We start from the raw sequence: 13,717 nt of genomic DNA, 5'->3' as shown, positions 1-13,717 counted from the left end.
TCATGCCTCCCCGCTGTGTGAGTCCGGCAGCGGCGGGCGCCCTTGGCGGGTGCCGGCGGCCGATGTGTCCTCCAGTAGTTGGGTGGTACCGACCCGCACTCCGGCGCTAAGCAGACGCCGGGTCAGGGCGCGTGCGTCGGGGGCGAATACGCGCAGGGCGGTGACGACCGCCAGCACGACGAGAAGATCGTGAACGACCACAGTTCCCATTCCTCGGGGGCACACTGGGCGGCGCTCCATCCCCTGTCCCGGGAGCACCGGAGAGCGTCTGTGCCCTCAACCGCAGCTTCTCGAAACCCGATAGGCAAACGCGCATCGCAGCCTCGTCTTTTTTGACTGAACGCGATCGGTTGGCTACACAAAGGCGTAGACCACTGCTTGCAGTCACACCTTGATCACTTAACGTCAACGCTCCCACCAGGGGAAACGTACGTGTCCAGCCCACGTTCGCCGCCGCACCGTGCACGTCAACTGCGCACCTGCGCACCCGCAACGTGACCTACATCACGATCGTTAAGCAGGGGTAAGGCACCCGCGCGGTACACACCCGCAGCGTGCAAGGACTGACCACCTCCCGCGCGCTGGCGAGGTCGACCTCAACATCGAGAAGAAGAGGTCCGGCCCGACAGCAACGGTCACGGCCACCGCCCAGCTGCACTACTCCCGGTTCGTCGACATGGCGCAGACCTGGCCGAAGCTCTGTGGCCGGTTGAGCCGACCGGCTACAGCAGTCACACACCGTCGATATGCTGACGATTCATCGTGCGAGGGGACACCATGGGCAAGCGGGACAGGCGTAGGAAGCGTGAACGGGCCAAGGCGAAAGGGGCACCTGCCACGCGCGCGCCGTCTCCGAAACAGCCGCCTCGCCTTCTGTACCCGAACGCAGCCACCCCCCTCGTAGAGATCCACATCGACGAGAACGCAGACGCCGAAACGCAGGCGTTGTGCCACGGGTACTGGGAGTTCTCCGAGCCTGGCACATGGACGCGCCCCGTCGCGTCCCTGGGATCCACGAGCCAGGTCTACAAGGCAGTCAAAGGAGCCGCGTACGCCTCACTCCTCACCGTTCTGTGCCCAGAGTGCACCGCTCCCAGCAAGGTGACCTCCCGGTCAGAGATGGCAGCCACCGGGCACTGGGCGCCGGACATGCCGACCGACCCCGTCACGGCACGATCGGTCTGCTCCGATTGCTCCGCAGCGGCCAATGCCGTACGCCAGCAAGAAGCAGCCGCGGCCAAGGAACGCCAGGACGCGCAGAAGGCTCGCCGGGTCGAGAACGCCTTGGAATGGCTGGAACAGGAACAGGAGACTGAGACTGCCTCTGGGTTCCCCTCCGTGACCGCCGCGCTCGCTCTTCTGGCCATCACAGAGATCATGACCAAAGCCAGCAGCAAGGCGGTAGGTCCGTTCGGCAAGCTCGACTACACGCTCACCGGCGCAACGGACGGCGATGTCGACGTCCTGCGCGAACTGCATCAAGGACGCTGGCTGGTCCCCACCCCGCCCACCACTCTGGACGCGGTGGCGTTCAACGACGACGACTCCGTTCGCGCCGTGTACATCAAGCTGATCCCTTGGACCCTGCCCAGGTGGATGGGTAGCGAGGAGGGAAGGAACAAGTACGCCAAGAGCGCCATGGAAGTGCATCTCGAGCGCAACCCGGAGGACATTCGCAAGGCGCTCATCGATGTCGAGACCAACATGGTCATCGACTATCTGAACGGGCTTCTGGGGCGGAAGTACCGGGAGGATCCCATCCCCGAGCACCGGCTTCCGGACGCGCATACGACGGTCAAGGACGCCTTGGCCGCCGGGTTCACGCTGGAGCAGCTTGTTGCCGTTGCCTGGAGTGCTACCGCGGGGTCTGTGGCCTGGGGGCAGCGCACCCCTGGACTCAAGCCAGGCTCGGTTGCTGCCGCGACCGTGACGAACCTGTCCCGCCGTATTGGATACGCCAGCGACCGCCCCGTTCCGGAGTACGAGCTGCCCAACTGGGTGCCACGTCCCGCAGTGCATGCAGTCGCCCTGCGCATGCAGGCCAGGTGCGACAAACTCGCCAAAGCCATGAGCACGTTCTTTGATCTACAGCAGCGGGTTAACAGCCGGCAGGCGCACGAAATGGAAGCCGACTTCGCTCCCTACCAGTTCCCCCGGCAGCAGGAGAGCTTCAAGGGGCTGGCGGAAGACCTGCGCTCCGCCCCGCAGGCCAAGGCTGAAGACCCGATCTCGTACGCGGTCCTGTCCCCCTCCGGGGCTATCACCTTCGAACACGGAACGCCCTCCGAGATGCGTAACAGTGTCACCGGGTCAGGCAGCGGATTTGTGGACCGAATCATGATCGAGGGCACGCCAACCGTGAACGCGTACGTGCGAGAGCTGGTCCCCGCCACTGCGGAGAACAGGAACACGATCGGGGTCGAGATGATGGCGCTGCTCGGTGAACCGCAGGACGTAGTCCTGGGGTCGATCGCCTTCTTTGCTGTCACGCCGACGAGCAAAGCGCCTCGTGGTCTCGACGCCGAGCAGCAGGCGCTCCTCCGAGCCGCTCATGACGCTGTGACAGCCCCGCTCCACAGCTGATCGGCCCGGGTGAAGAACTCGGCGGCCAACGGGACGTCCCCAGCCCATCCGGGTTGGGGACGTTGTTACGCAATGCCCGGACAAGCCAGGTCACAGGTGACAAGACTGGCCGCATGACTACCGACCCCGACGCACCGCCCCACACTGTTCTGCCCTACGGCCCCGGCAACCGGTGGACGTTCGCCTACAAGGGCAACGGCTACGAGAAGACCGAGGCACTCGCCCTCTACGCCGAGCCGAACGGCAGCACCCTCACGGACGACTACCTTGCCAACGAGATCAGCGCCGAAGCTCTCTGGCAGATGTGGGTCGACGAATGGGCCGACTCGTACCACAAGCGGTGGCCGAACCTGTACCGGCCCGGCGAGGTCCACATCTCCTGGTACGTCACCACACCTGACATCACCGGCACCTTCGAAGGTGCACCGCACATCACGGACTGGCGCACCCTGCCTGGCCAGCTCGACGCGGACAGGGGCCAGGAGGACTTCCTGACGCACTACACGCACCCGACTCATGTGGTCACCGGGGAGCGACTGAACTGGCTGCGCCTTCCCGTTGTCGACCGCGGGTGGAACAGCGGCGCTTCGAACAAGGGCGGCTTCATTCAGCAGGCCACGGGGTGGAAGCCGTCCCCGCTGCAGCCCACGATGGACGTCCGCCAGATCGGGGCCGCCGCTGGCCTGTACGTCCCCCCGCTGTAGCCCGCACAACCAGCACTCAGCCGCGCATCCCAGTCATCACAGGAGGTGCTCACATGGCCTTCAGCAAGACACGCGACATCGCCGTATTCGGAAAGAACGACGCCGGCGGTGTCGCCTGGCCCTACGGAGTCTAGGCAACGATCCCCAATCCGACGTGGTCGCCGGAACAGCACAGAGCCCACATCGAGGACCGGGAGGAAGCCAAGCAGCTCGTCTTCGACTGGGCGCAGAAGTACGGGCTGTGAAGGACCGGCAATCCCCGCGGTGCGCGGGGAGCAGAGCGACCGGTTCCTCGGCCGGCCGTGGCTCCCGGGACCATCCCCGGTGCGCGGGGAGCAGGTGAAGCTGTGCACCCCCGTTCTGGCCGCCGTGGGGCCATCCCCGCGCCCGCGGGGATGGCCCCACAGTCGTCTGCCCGTTCGTCTCGTCATCCGAAGCAGGCGGTGCGGGCTGGTCTGCGCTCGCAGGATCGGCCAGCGGCACCCTCTGGGGCTTTGCTGGGGCCACTCAGCCCGGTTCGCGCGCCGCACGCTGGTGTCTCCGTGACATCGGCCATGGTTCCTGGGTGTTCAGTCAGACGTCGAGTCCGCCAAGGAATGACCCTCGCCTGCTCGCTGGTCCTCGAAGAAGTCCAGCTTCCCGCCGAAGGGTCCTTCCGTTTCTCCTGTAGAAAAGACAATCTTGCCGTACAGGGCGCGCTGACAGATCGACGAGCGGTCCGAAGTGGACAGTTGAATTGTCCGACGGGCCACTGTCGGCTCTGTGAACCACTGCGCGATGCGCAGGTAACGGTAGCCCTCGGCCCCTGCGTGGTCTCCATAAACGATGTCGCTGAGACCTTTGAGTACCGCTTCGTGAGACAGTGTTTTCTTCGTTCCTGCGGGGTCGGAAAAAGACACCTGCCATGACCACCTCTGGTTCTCGGCAAGCTTGGCATCCGCAGGGAAAGTGCCGTCGAATCCAGCAAGGTATTCAGCGTTCGGACCGATCACGATGCTGTCGTTTGCCCACTCGACGTCGCCCAGCCAAGGGGAGGTTCCTAGGAACCCCTCCGCGATCTGACGAGTCTCTTCGTCGGAAATCAAATGCTCTGCGCCCACGCTTTCCTCCTCTGACCAACCACCTAGAAGCCCACGTGGCCCCGGGCCCATCCTGCGTGATCAAGGGGCGCCTGGGCGGGCGAACTAGGCAACCTGCAGCGACTCGGTGACCGTAACGGTTCGCCCCCGTCCTGACAGCACTCACCTCCGGTCCGGCTGCGCGAGAGTGCCGACGAGCATGACCGCCCTGCCTACCCATCGGGCCTGACCTGAGAGCTCCCTGACTCGCCATTGGTGGGCCGACCACGGCGAGCGCTGGCCCTTGCCGCACCAGCCATATGCAAACATCCTGGCCCTTCGGAAGCCCGGGCAGGCCCTGATCGTGGCCCAGGCCGAGCACGGCAGGCTCCTGCCCCAGGCCAAGACGCAGCACCTGCGGGAGCAGTTGGCGGCGTGGGTGAGTACAACCCGGATCTCCAGCGTGCAGCTAGTCGACCCTCCAGGTGTAGGTCAGGGGCGCGCCTGTCAGTGGCCCCTGGTATCACTTGTCGTGCCAGATAAGCCGTGCAAAACGCGGATCGCCGGGAGTTGCGATTCATGCCTTTCACTGCCCTGCACGCCGGCCTCGGCCGACTCGATTCCACTCTGCCCGATCTTGGGCACCAACTGGACTGGGCCCAGCTGCACAAGGCCCGCCCTCGACCTCTGCTCGTCTGCCCGCAGTGTAAGTGGGGCCTGCACGCCAAGGTCTCGCGCTACGGGGTGCGGTTCTTCTGCCACGACTCTGGACGGCCGCCGTCGTGCGAGCTGTCGAACGAGTCGTGGGAGCACCACATGCTCAAGCTGGAGCTGGCGGCCGCGATCCGGGCGGCGGGCTGGTTCGCTGAGCTCGAGGTCCCGGCCGCGGACGGTTCGTGGCGTGCGGATGTCATGGCCAGCTCCGCCGACGGCACCCAGCGCATGGCGTGGGAGGCCCAGCTGTCCCCGATCACCAACGACGACATCCAGTACCGCACGGAACGCTATCGAGCTGAGTGCCTGTTTTCAATCCTGAGCTGCGTGTTTGCCGGGCTCAGGATTCGAACGGTGCTTGCCGTCGACGCCTGGTGCAGGAAGTCGCTGACAGGCTTGGGCGGCGGTGGGAAGGTGGTGCTCAGGGCCGCAGGCACACTTCTACAGCCCTGAGAAGGACACGGCAGCCCACTGGTGACTGGCCCACCCCGGAACCCCGGACCCCCAACACCCCTACAGAGGAAGCGATGAACAACAGCTTCAAGGACATCCCTCCCACGACCCTCGCCGACCTGCTGGGCCGGGAGCAGGTGATGGACACCGGCATACGGCCGTTGTGGGACTCGCCGCGCGTCGCGGGACCCGCGTACACCGTGCGGTGCGAACCCGGCGACAACCTGATGCTGCACGCCGCGATCTACCGCGCGGAGCCAGGCTCGGTCATCGTCGTGGAATCGGGCGACGTCGATTACGCGCTGGCGGGCGGCAACGTGTGCGCGGTCGCGCAGCGTCGCGGCGTCGCGGCGTTCGTCGTCGACGGTGTCATACGCGACCTCGGCGAGGTGCGCGAGACGGGCTTCCCGGTCTTCTCCCGCGGTGTCATCCCGATCCCGGGCACCAAGAAGAAGCTGGGCGCGCTCGGTGCGCCGGCTCGTGCGGGCGGTGTGCTGGTGCACCCTGGAGACATCGTGGTCGCCGACGAGGAGGGCATCGTCGTCACCCCCGCCGCCCGCCAGGAGGAGATCCTCGCGGCCGCTCGGGCGAAGCTCGCCAAGGAGGCCGAGCAGTCCCTCGACGCCTGGGAGACGGACCACCGCGCCCGCATCGAGAAGGCATTGCGCGACCAGGGCTTCGCCGACTGACGGAATCCCCCCGTGCACGGACCCCTCCGGCCGAGAGCTTTCGGCGGCGCCTGAGCGGCGCGTTTGCCCAGCTCAGGATTCGAACGGAGGCGGCTTTGGTTGCTCCGGTGTCGACATCAGCGGCTCCGCTCACGGTAGTCCAGTGGCGATGAGAGGATTCGGCCTAGGCCAGAGGAACCGGGCAGCTTCTGGGTGGCGGTGGTGACCGCCACCGCCGCTTCGATCAGTCCCGTTGCGCTTCGCGAGAGTCCGGCTGACCGGTTCTGCGAGAGCTTCGGCGGGTGATTCGCCTGGTCATGAGGGTGATCGCGGCCCAGGTGATGAGTGATTCCGAGTGCTGGATGAGCCGTTCGTAGTCGCGCGCGTGTCTGCGGGCGTGCATGATCCAGGCGTGTGAGCGTTCGACTACCCAGCGCCGGGGCAGAACGACGAACCCTGGGACGTTCTTCGGACGGCTGACGGTCTTGATCGTCAGGTCGAGGTAGGTCTCGGCCCAGGTCACGAGCTGTCCGGCATAGGCGGAGTCGGCCCACACGATGGTGATTTCGGGGTGCATCAACCGCAGCCTGAACAGCACTTCCTTGGCCGCGTTGCGATCGGTCATGTCTGCCGGAGTGACCATGACGAACAGCGGCAGGCCCTTGGTGTCCACGACCAGGTGCCGCTTTCGGCCGTTGATTTTCTTGCCGGCGTCGTAGCCGCGGGAGTCCTTGCCCACGGTGTCGGCGGCCTTGATCGACTGGGAGTCGATGACGGTGGCGACCGCTCCGGGAGCCCGGCCCATCTCGCGGCGGATCCGCTTGCGGAGCTGGTCACGGATCTGGCCGACGACGCCGCAGGCGGCCCAGCGGGCCATGAACCCGTAACACGTGCGCCAGGGCGGGAAGTCCTTGGGCAGGGCCCGCCACTTGCAGCCGGTGTCCACGACATAGCGGATCGCGTCCACGATCTCCCGGCGCGGATGTTTCTCGGGACGGCCGCCCGCCTTCGTTTCGCAGGCTGGTGTCGGCAACATGGACTCGATCAAGGCCCATTCGTCGTCCCAGGTGTCGGAGGGATAGCTGCGTCGCCGCGGCAACGTTCCCTCCCTCAAGGACGGGGCGGGGCCAGCCGCGAAGCGGCTGGCCCCGCCAGTCAGGCATCGGTGAAGTCGGCGATGACGTCGAGCGTGGACTCGACCGAGCTGAGCTGGGTGTTGAGGTGTTTGATCCACCGGCCCTTGGGCTGGAGGCCAGCGTGCGGAGCGACCGTCCCGGTGATGAACCGGCGGATCTCGGTGAGCTTCCCGCGGATGACCGCGACCTCGTATGCCTGGAGCTCGGCCGGGTCGGCGCAGAACTTGTAGCCGTCCGGGCGGGTCCAGATCAGGGGCGGCCAGCCGCGTTCGGCAATGGTGTCCCGGAGACAGGCCAGGCCGGAGCGGGTCTGGTGGGGCGACAGCTCGCTGGATCTGACCAGCTGGTTGAAGGTCAGACCGGCCGGGCGGGCCTCGAAGAGTACGAACCGGACGGTGTCGGCGTGTCGCTGGGCGGCGGGCGATCTGCGCTCGGAAGCGCGAGGCATCGCCTACTCGCCTTGCAGCAGTTTGGCCAGCTCGCCGTCGACGTCGACCTTGCCGGTGTCGACCGCGGTCTCGATCCAGTCCAGCGTCGCCCTCACCCGGGCGACGTTCTCGTGGACGATGGTGCGTTCGTCGTCGCCGAGCTGGCGGTCGCGCAGGCCGGGAACGACGCGGCCGGCCGCCGCAACGAAGGAGTGGCAGGCGGTGACCAGGTCCAGGAACTCCACCGACCGGTCGAGGTTGCGGATGGCCGGGGCCACGGGGCTGGTCTCCTCGAAGTGCTCGCGCGCCTGCCGGCCCCGCTCGACCTGGGCATGGTTGACCTGGTGGCGGGCGGTGTCGTCCGACATCGCCCGGAAGGCGACGTCCGGCCTGCGGAGCAGGCTGGTCGCGGCGGTTGTCGCCACCGACTCGTCTCGGGTGAACTCCTCCACCACCCGGACCTTCTCCTGATCGGGCACTTTCGCAGCGACCGTCGGCCGCTTGAGGAAGTCGGTGGTCACCGCCGCAGCGACGTCCTCGTCGCGGGCCAGGGTGTGAATCGCGGTGATCTTCTCCTGCGGGGTGACGGGCTTGACGACCTGCCGGCCGACCCGCCGGTTGGCCTCGTCCGGTGTCCACCGGCTCTTGCCCTCGGGCGGGGTGAGGATCGTGGCCCACCGTTCCTCGTCGTCGACGATGGACGCCATGATCTTGTGGACAGTGAAGGACACCCCCGACACCCGGCGGTCCTCCGGCCACCTCGAAGCGGCCCACCTCGCCGTCCTTACCGTCGAGTACGACAGCCCGATGTCCTCAGCAAGGCGGAACAGGGAGTCCTTGACCGTGAATAGCTCGTCGCCCCGTTCCTGGCCGCCGGCCTCGCGCATGGGCTCAACTTCGAGTGCGTAGTCGCCGATCGTGAACTGGATGCGGCTGGACGACTCGACCAGTTTCCGCAGCTCAGCCACGATCGCCGCATAGCGGTTCCCGCTGACGCTGCCGACCTTGTCGGCGGACGCGATCTCTTCGGGCATGGCATTCACCACCCACCGCGGACCGGTGCACGGCCAAGAGGCCGTGGCGAGACCCGGCTCGCTTCTCGACCGAGAGTCGGACCGGAAATACGAAGATCACAACGGATGACCGTAATTGACCATATTCTGCACGGGGTTGGCTTCCGGATGCGTTCGCGATGCGGTCACCGTGACCGTTCGCCGAACGTTTCCTTCCGGGCTCTCCAGGCCCTCGTGACGCACCGCCGCGAGCAGTAGACCGCGTTCGAACGGCGGTCCACCCCGGCCACCCAAGTCGCCCCGCACTCGGGGCACTCGGCCCTGCCGGCACCACTCAACTCCGCGGCCACCCGCTTGCGCAACCGGCGGCCCCGGCGCCACTGCCTGGAACGACATGCCGCCGAGCAGTACACGGCGCCAGGCCGTGCGGCCGGCCGCAACCGTTCACCGCAGCCCCCGCACACCCGTTCCCCGGCGTCCTCGGACACCCGGCCAGCTTAGGGCCCAAAGCTACTCAAAACCGGGGATCGAAAACAGCCACTAAAACGAGGTCAGGAGCATGACCACTGCGCAGGTACACCGAGCCTCGACAGATTCCGACCCTCAAGACAAATTGCTGGGAAACTCGCGTGAGAAATCTCCGAATCACCCTGCCATTCAGTCCGTCAGAGATCACACGCAGCTTCCAATTCTCCCGTCGACTTCACCTAGCTCATGCACTACATGAGGCAAGCGGGTCCACGGAAAGATCACCGGTGCGCTCGGACGCAAGGTCTCCGAGCCACGGACCAGCCCTGAGGCTCATTATCACCATCCCGGGACTTACTATTCGCCCTCCGGACTTGTCGTCCGCTGCCGCCGGCCTCGCTCCCAGGGCACTGTGGGAGTCCCATCCGGGTCAAGACCCCAAGGCCATCGGTTCAGGCTGACCGTGTAAACGGGACGTCCGGTGTCGGCAGCCTGCAGGTATAGAGCATCGGCTCCGCTCAAGTCCCCGAGCCCTTCTCGTAGATGCGCGAGCTGCACCAAGGCGGCAGTGTGGCCGAGGTCGGCTGCGCGCTGGACCAATCTCTCGGCGCTTTGGGCATCCCCGCGTTTTTCCCAAAGTTGCGCGAGTTGGACCATTGCCGCAGTGTCACCAGCGTTGACGGCCTCCTGATAGAGGCTCTCGGCACTGTCCTCGTCGCCGCTACCCTCTCGCATCTGTGCGAGCAGGATGAAACCTTCCGTCTCGTTGCTAGTGGCCGCCTGACGGGCCAAGGCTTCGGCACCCTCTATGTCCCCGTGGCGCTCTCGCAACCCAACGAGCTTGACCAGAGCACTGGTGTCGCCGTTGTCAGCAGCTTGCTGGTACAAGGCTTCGGCGCCCTCCTTATCCCCACGTTTCTCCCGTACCCGCGCCAACTGCATCATCGCTTCGACAGCACCAGCATTGACTGCCTGCTCGTACAGGCTCACGGCGCCCACGTTGTCCCCCCGTCGCACCCGCGCCTGCGCCAATTGGAGTAGGGCATCGATGTCGCCGTTGTCAGCTTGCTGGTACAGGGTTTCGGCCCCCCTCATGTGGCCGTTTGGCTCGTGCAATCCAGCCGCACCAGTACCTTCTCCGTCCCCGTGGCGCTCTCGCAGCCCGACGAGCTTGACCAGAGCACTGGTGTCGCCGTTGTCGGCAGCTTGCTGGTACAAGGCTTCGGCGCCCTCTTTATCCCCACGTTTCTCCCGTGCCCGCGCCAGCCACATCATCGCTTCGACAGCACCAGCATTGGCTGCCCGCTGGTACCAGGCTTCGGCGCCTACGTTCTCCTCACGCATCTGCCGTGCTTGCGCCTGCGCGCGTTGCATCATCGTTTCGACATCTGTTGTTGCGGCATCACCGGCGGTGGTTACCTCTTCCAATAGCGTCGTTACGACTCGGTTCTCCGATGCTTCTCTCAGCTTGGCCAGTCGAACCATGGCGATAGTGTTGCCAGCATCGGCTGCCTGCTCAAAAAAATCCTCCGCGCTGTCTCGATCCCCGGCGAACTGCGCTAGCTCGGCTAGCCGGATCTGGGCGTGCGTACTGCCAGTGGCTGCGGCGCGGTAGCGAAGGTGGTGGGCCCATTGCAGCCGATGGCGGTCCTGAGCAGCATTCGCAAGACTGTTGAGGTCGTCTGGACTGTTGAGGTAGGCGTGGGCGGCGTGCCAGAAAGACGCTGGTGGACAGAGTAGATGCCGACTGGTCCGGCCATGTTGTTCCAGGTAGTCAGCGAGCCGGAATATCGGACCGCTTCCAGCGGCCGCAGTCCTGGCCACCGTTGTGCTATCCAGCTTGCCTGGTGGCCGACGCTGCGGCCGGATGCCAGTCCGCCGCAAGGGAGCCTGTTTGCCATGCACAGGCTCGGCAAGTTCGGCATAGGCACGCTCCGCCCAGTCCTCGGGAAGCTGGTCGTAATCGAGATCGGCGAGATAGTCGGTGGCAGCATCTGTAAGGAAGGCTTGGGGCAAGTGAAGGCCCACGCCGAGGCGGCGAGCGTCCATCGCCGTGTTCAATATTGCTTGGGCGGCCGGGGTGCCCTGCTGGTGGCGGCGCAGCAGCTCCGGTGCGCCTGCTAGATCCTGTGTCATTCGCCCGTCTGTACTGGTACGGGTAAGTGCGTCGGCCAGCAATCGGTCTCCGTTCTCGGCGAGAGCGGCTGCCCCAGCGAGAGCCTCGCGGTCGAAGGCTTCTGGGACGACCACGGTTCGGCCGGCGAGGAGCTCTCGCGCGCGACTGTGCGGATCCGGCGCTCTTGGGGCGGGCTGGGCAGTAAGTTGCGCGGCAAACTCGGGCCACAAGGTACCCAGGATGAGTACAGGTCCGCGGGCGGAATCGGTAAGCAACTGGTGCACGGCGGCTGCGATGCGCTCGCCGTGGGCGACATCACCGAGGTAATGCTGGGCTTCGTTGAGCCAGACCACCGTCCGCGCCCCCACGCGCATCAGATCGGCCAATGCGGCCTCGGCCCGGGTGGGGTCGAAGGGATGCCACAGCCTCCACCCTCGACCAGCGAGTGGCTGTACTGCCTCCCAGCACGCCCGAGTCTTTCCGGTCGATGAGGACCCAACCAGCATGACCAGTGCACTGGAGCCGACACCCGCAGCATGCACTTCGTCAGCCAAAACTCGGTCGTGCGCCCGGGAAACATAGCCGGGAAGGAGGCGCCCTGCGCCAGCTTTCGAGCCAGGTGTGATCAAGGCGGGCCCGGCCGGGTGGACCTCCAACTCGTGCGGGTTCCATTGCTTGATTGGTCGGCCAGGACATGCGCGGGCGTCATCGCCACTGTCGTCCCAGACTGCCGGTCCGCCGTTGCCGTCGACGGCGATCCGGCGCAACTCCAGCAGTTCGCTTTTCGACAGTTTCAGCGCCTGGGCCAAGGCCGCCACTGTCGCGGCCGAAGGCACCGGGCCGTTCGACTGAAATGCCGTCTGCACCGTCGTTCGGCCCAAGACGGCCCGGGCGGCCAACTGCGTCTTGGTGAGGCGGGACTTGGCCAGACCGTCCTCCAACCGCTCCCGCAGTGCAGTGAGTGCCGTGTTGCGCTCTGTCTTGCCGCTCTGCACCGGGCCGCTCCCGTATCCGATGTGTTCGTCGGTGTTCATCATCGATCGGGCGAACCACGGCGAACAACGGTTCCAGGACATTCGGTCACGTCAACGCTTCCAAATTCTTGGAGATCGTCATGCCGGAGCCGGCCGTCGTCGTGTTCACCGCTGCACTCGTGGTCATCCTCGCCCTGCTTACCGCTGGCGGGGCAAGTAAGCTCGCCCGCCTGGACGGCGCCACATACCCCGCCGCCCTCATGCGGGGGGCCGCCGCTTTCGCCGCTGTGCTCACCGTTGCCGCCGCTGTGACCGCGGCGCTCGCCCCCTTCTTGTCTGGCCGGTGATCATGCTGACGCCAGCCCTTGTATGTTGGGGCGGTATGGAGGGAAACCGGAGAGCGATGACATTCGCCTTCCAGCTAGAGCTGCCTCCCGCCTGATGGGCGCTCCACACACCATGGGCCGTTGCTTGGGCAGTGGGCCCGTGTCGTGCGCGACCTCAGGGCGATTGATCGGGCACTAACGGTCGCCACCATTATCGGACCCCCTGCTTACGGCTGGCCGGTTGGGCGAGCGTCAGCTGAACGTTGGGGGATGCTCCTGGTGGATCCGGCTACAGCCCTCGTGGGAGATCCCCAACGGTGCTGTGGAGCGGAGTCAGTCTCCCCTCGCGCCGGCGCCATGCGTGAAACGGCGGAACATCGGCTTCGGCGGAGTCGTTTGTAGCGCAGCGGTTGGCACCACACTCCATGGTCCTGGGCGGTATCAGCGCTGATCTTCGCAACGAGGACGGGGCCGACGAGACCGGCCCCAAGGGGCGCAGCTGATTCAGAAGGCGGTGAAGCGGACGTGTGCTGACCCGGTGCCCGTCTGGTGTCAGGAGGTGGTGGCCGACGACTCGCAGACCGCAGCCGCGGCGGTAGACCAGTTGAGCGACCTCGCCAGCTGCCTTTGCCGTGGCGGGTGCCGGGCCGGCCGACGGTTCGGATGCGTTCAGGCGGGCTTCTGCGCTCGTTGCGGAGGAATCCGCATAGGCTGACACCGCGACGCCCCGGCCACTGATCCTGGCCGGGGCGTCGCGCTGTGCGGGTCAAGCCTTGTCGATGCTCTGCGGCCGGTTGAAGTGCTGTGCCACGGAGTGGCCCATCTTGACCAGTGGGCGCAGGGCTGCAGACGCTGCGACCTGAAGGTCGTAGGCATCGGAGAGTGGGCCCGCTGAGAGCTCGTACTCTTCGACAGCCGGCCAGTCATTGACGAGGTAGTGGAGGCGCCACCCGTCGCCGTCTGGTTCGAAAGCAACGCCGATCTGTTGGCGGTGCGCGGTGGCGAGGAGGTCGCCGATGGCGTTCAGCAGTTCGGGCGGGTAGGTGTTGACCTCAGGGCTCAGGCCGTCGCTCATG

The 13,717-nt window shown here is 66.1% G+C and carries 12 protein-coding genes; 5 read left to right on the top strand and 7 right to left on the bottom strand.

The annotated features are described in order from the left end of the window. Entirely contained in the window at positions 1–201 is a 201-nt protein-coding gene (locus ACZ32T_RS35550; protein ID WP_467371569.1) for a hypothetical protein, read from the bottom strand. 948 nt (positions 202–1,149) lie between these two features. On the opposite strand from ACZ32T_RS35550, the gene ACZ32T_RS35545 reads away from it, so the two are divergent. Further along, entirely contained in the window at positions 1,150–2,583 is a 1,434-nt protein-coding gene (locus ACZ32T_RS35545) for a hypothetical protein (RefSeq protein ID WP_467371567.1), read from the top strand. A 113-nt stretch (positions 2,584–2,696) separates the two neighbouring features. Next, entirely contained in the window at positions 2,697–3,287 is a 591-nt protein-coding gene (locus tag ACZ32T_RS35540) for a hypothetical protein (RefSeq protein WP_467371564.1), read from the top strand. A 569-nt stretch (positions 3,288–3,856) separates the two neighbouring features. On the opposite strand, the gene ACZ32T_RS35535 is transcribed toward ACZ32T_RS35540, so the two are convergent. Next, positions 3,857–4,387, bottom strand: coding sequence for a hypothetical protein (locus ACZ32T_RS35535; protein WP_467371562.1), 531 nt, complete (start codon positions 4,385–4,387; stop codon positions 3,857–3,859). A 537-nt stretch (positions 4,388–4,924) separates the two neighbouring features. Between ACZ32T_RS35535 and ACZ32T_RS35530 the strand changes: the two genes are divergently transcribed. After that, positions 4,925–5,512 carry a competence protein CoiA family protein gene (locus ACZ32T_RS35530; protein WP_467371560.1) on the top strand — a complete coding sequence of 196 codons (588 nt, stop codon included), beginning with the start codon at positions 4,925–4,927 and terminating at the stop codon, positions 5,510–5,512. A gap of 74 nt (positions 5,513–5,586) precedes the next feature. Beyond that, positions 5,587–6,201 (top strand): RraA family protein, encoded by a 615-nt coding sequence (locus ACZ32T_RS35525; RefSeq protein WP_467371558.1) that lies wholly within the window; start codon positions 5,587–5,589, stop codon positions 6,199–6,201. A 223-nt stretch (positions 6,202–6,424) separates the two neighbouring features. Here ACZ32T_RS35525 and ACZ32T_RS35520 read toward each other — a convergent pair whose 3' ends face one another. The 4 genes from ACZ32T_RS35520 to ACZ32T_RS35505 all read right to left on the bottom strand — a co-directional run bounded on the left by ACZ32T_RS35520 (position 6,425) and on the right by ACZ32T_RS35505 (position 12,417). After that, positions 6,425–7,279, bottom strand: a complete 855-nt coding sequence (locus ACZ32T_RS35520) for an IS5 family transposase (protein WP_467371556.1) — start codon at positions 7,277–7,279, stop codon at positions 6,425–6,427. A 56-nt stretch (positions 7,280–7,335) separates the two neighbouring features. After that, on the bottom strand, positions 7,336–7,764 hold the full coding sequence (locus tag ACZ32T_RS35515) for a RacP protein (RefSeq protein WP_467371553.1): 429 nt from the start codon (positions 7,762–7,764) through the stop codon (positions 7,336–7,338). 3 nt (positions 7,765–7,767) lie between these two features. Further along, entirely contained in the window at positions 7,768–8,778 is a 1,011-nt protein-coding gene (locus ACZ32T_RS35510; protein ID WP_467371551.1) for a DUF6192 family protein, read from the bottom strand. Positions 8,779–9,582: 804 nt separating this feature from the next. Continuing rightward, on the bottom strand, positions 9,583–12,417 hold the full coding sequence (locus tag ACZ32T_RS35505; RefSeq protein ID WP_467371549.1) for an SEL1-like repeat protein: 2,835 nt from the start codon (positions 12,415–12,417) through the stop codon (positions 9,583–9,585). 26 nt (positions 12,418–12,443) lie between these two features. On the opposite strand from ACZ32T_RS35505, the gene ACZ32T_RS35500 reads away from it, so the two are divergent. After that, positions 12,444–12,662 (top strand): hypothetical protein, encoded by a 219-nt coding sequence (locus ACZ32T_RS35500; protein ID WP_467371548.1) that lies wholly within the window; start codon positions 12,444–12,446, stop codon positions 12,660–12,662. Between the two features lie 745 nt (positions 12,663–13,407). On the opposite strand, the gene ACZ32T_RS35495 is transcribed toward ACZ32T_RS35500, so the two are convergent. After that, positions 13,408–13,716 carry a hypothetical protein gene (locus ACZ32T_RS35495; protein WP_467371547.1) on the bottom strand — a complete coding sequence of 103 codons (309 nt, stop codon included), beginning with the start codon at positions 13,714–13,716 and terminating at the stop codon, positions 13,408–13,410. Between the last annotated feature and the right edge of the window lies 1 nt (position 13,717).

Source organism: Streptomyces sp. NPDC023573, assembly GCF_055559735.1.
Note: the sequence above shows the minus strand (reverse complement) of the source record. Positions and strands in the feature narration are given on the sequence as shown.

Excerpts from the sequence above, each read along its gene's own strand:
- ACZ32T_RS35505 (WP_467371549.1), bottom strand. The coding sequence starts at position 12,417 with ATGTCCTGGAACCGTTGTTCGCCGTGGTTCGCCCGATCGATGATGAAC.
- ACZ32T_RS35515 (WP_467371553.1), bottom strand. The coding sequence starts at position 7,764 with ATGCCTCGCGCTTCCGAGCGCAGATCGCCCGCCGCCCAGCGACACGCC.
- ACZ32T_RS35530 (WP_467371560.1), top strand. The coding sequence starts at position 4,925 with ATGCCTTTCACTGCCCTGCACGCCGGCCTCGGCCGACTCGATTCCACT.
- ACZ32T_RS35525 (WP_467371558.1), top strand. The coding sequence starts at position 5,587 with ATGAACAACAGCTTCAAGGACATCCCTCCCACGACCCTCGCCGACCTG.
- ACZ32T_RS35545 (WP_467371567.1), top strand. The coding sequence starts at position 1,150 with ATGCCGACCGACCCCGTCACGGCACGATCGGTCTGCTCCGATTGCTCC.
- ACZ32T_RS35495 (WP_467371547.1), bottom strand. The coding sequence starts at position 13,716 with ATGAGCGACGGCCTGAGCCCTGAGGTCAACACCTACCCGCCCGAACTG.
- ACZ32T_RS35540 (WP_467371564.1), top strand. The coding sequence starts at position 2,697 with ATGACTACCGACCCCGACGCACCGCCCCACACTGTTCTGCCCTACGGC.
- ACZ32T_RS35510 (WP_467371551.1), bottom strand. The coding sequence starts at position 8,778 with ATGCCCGAAGAGATCGCGTCCGCCGACAAGGTCGGCAGCGTCAGCGGG.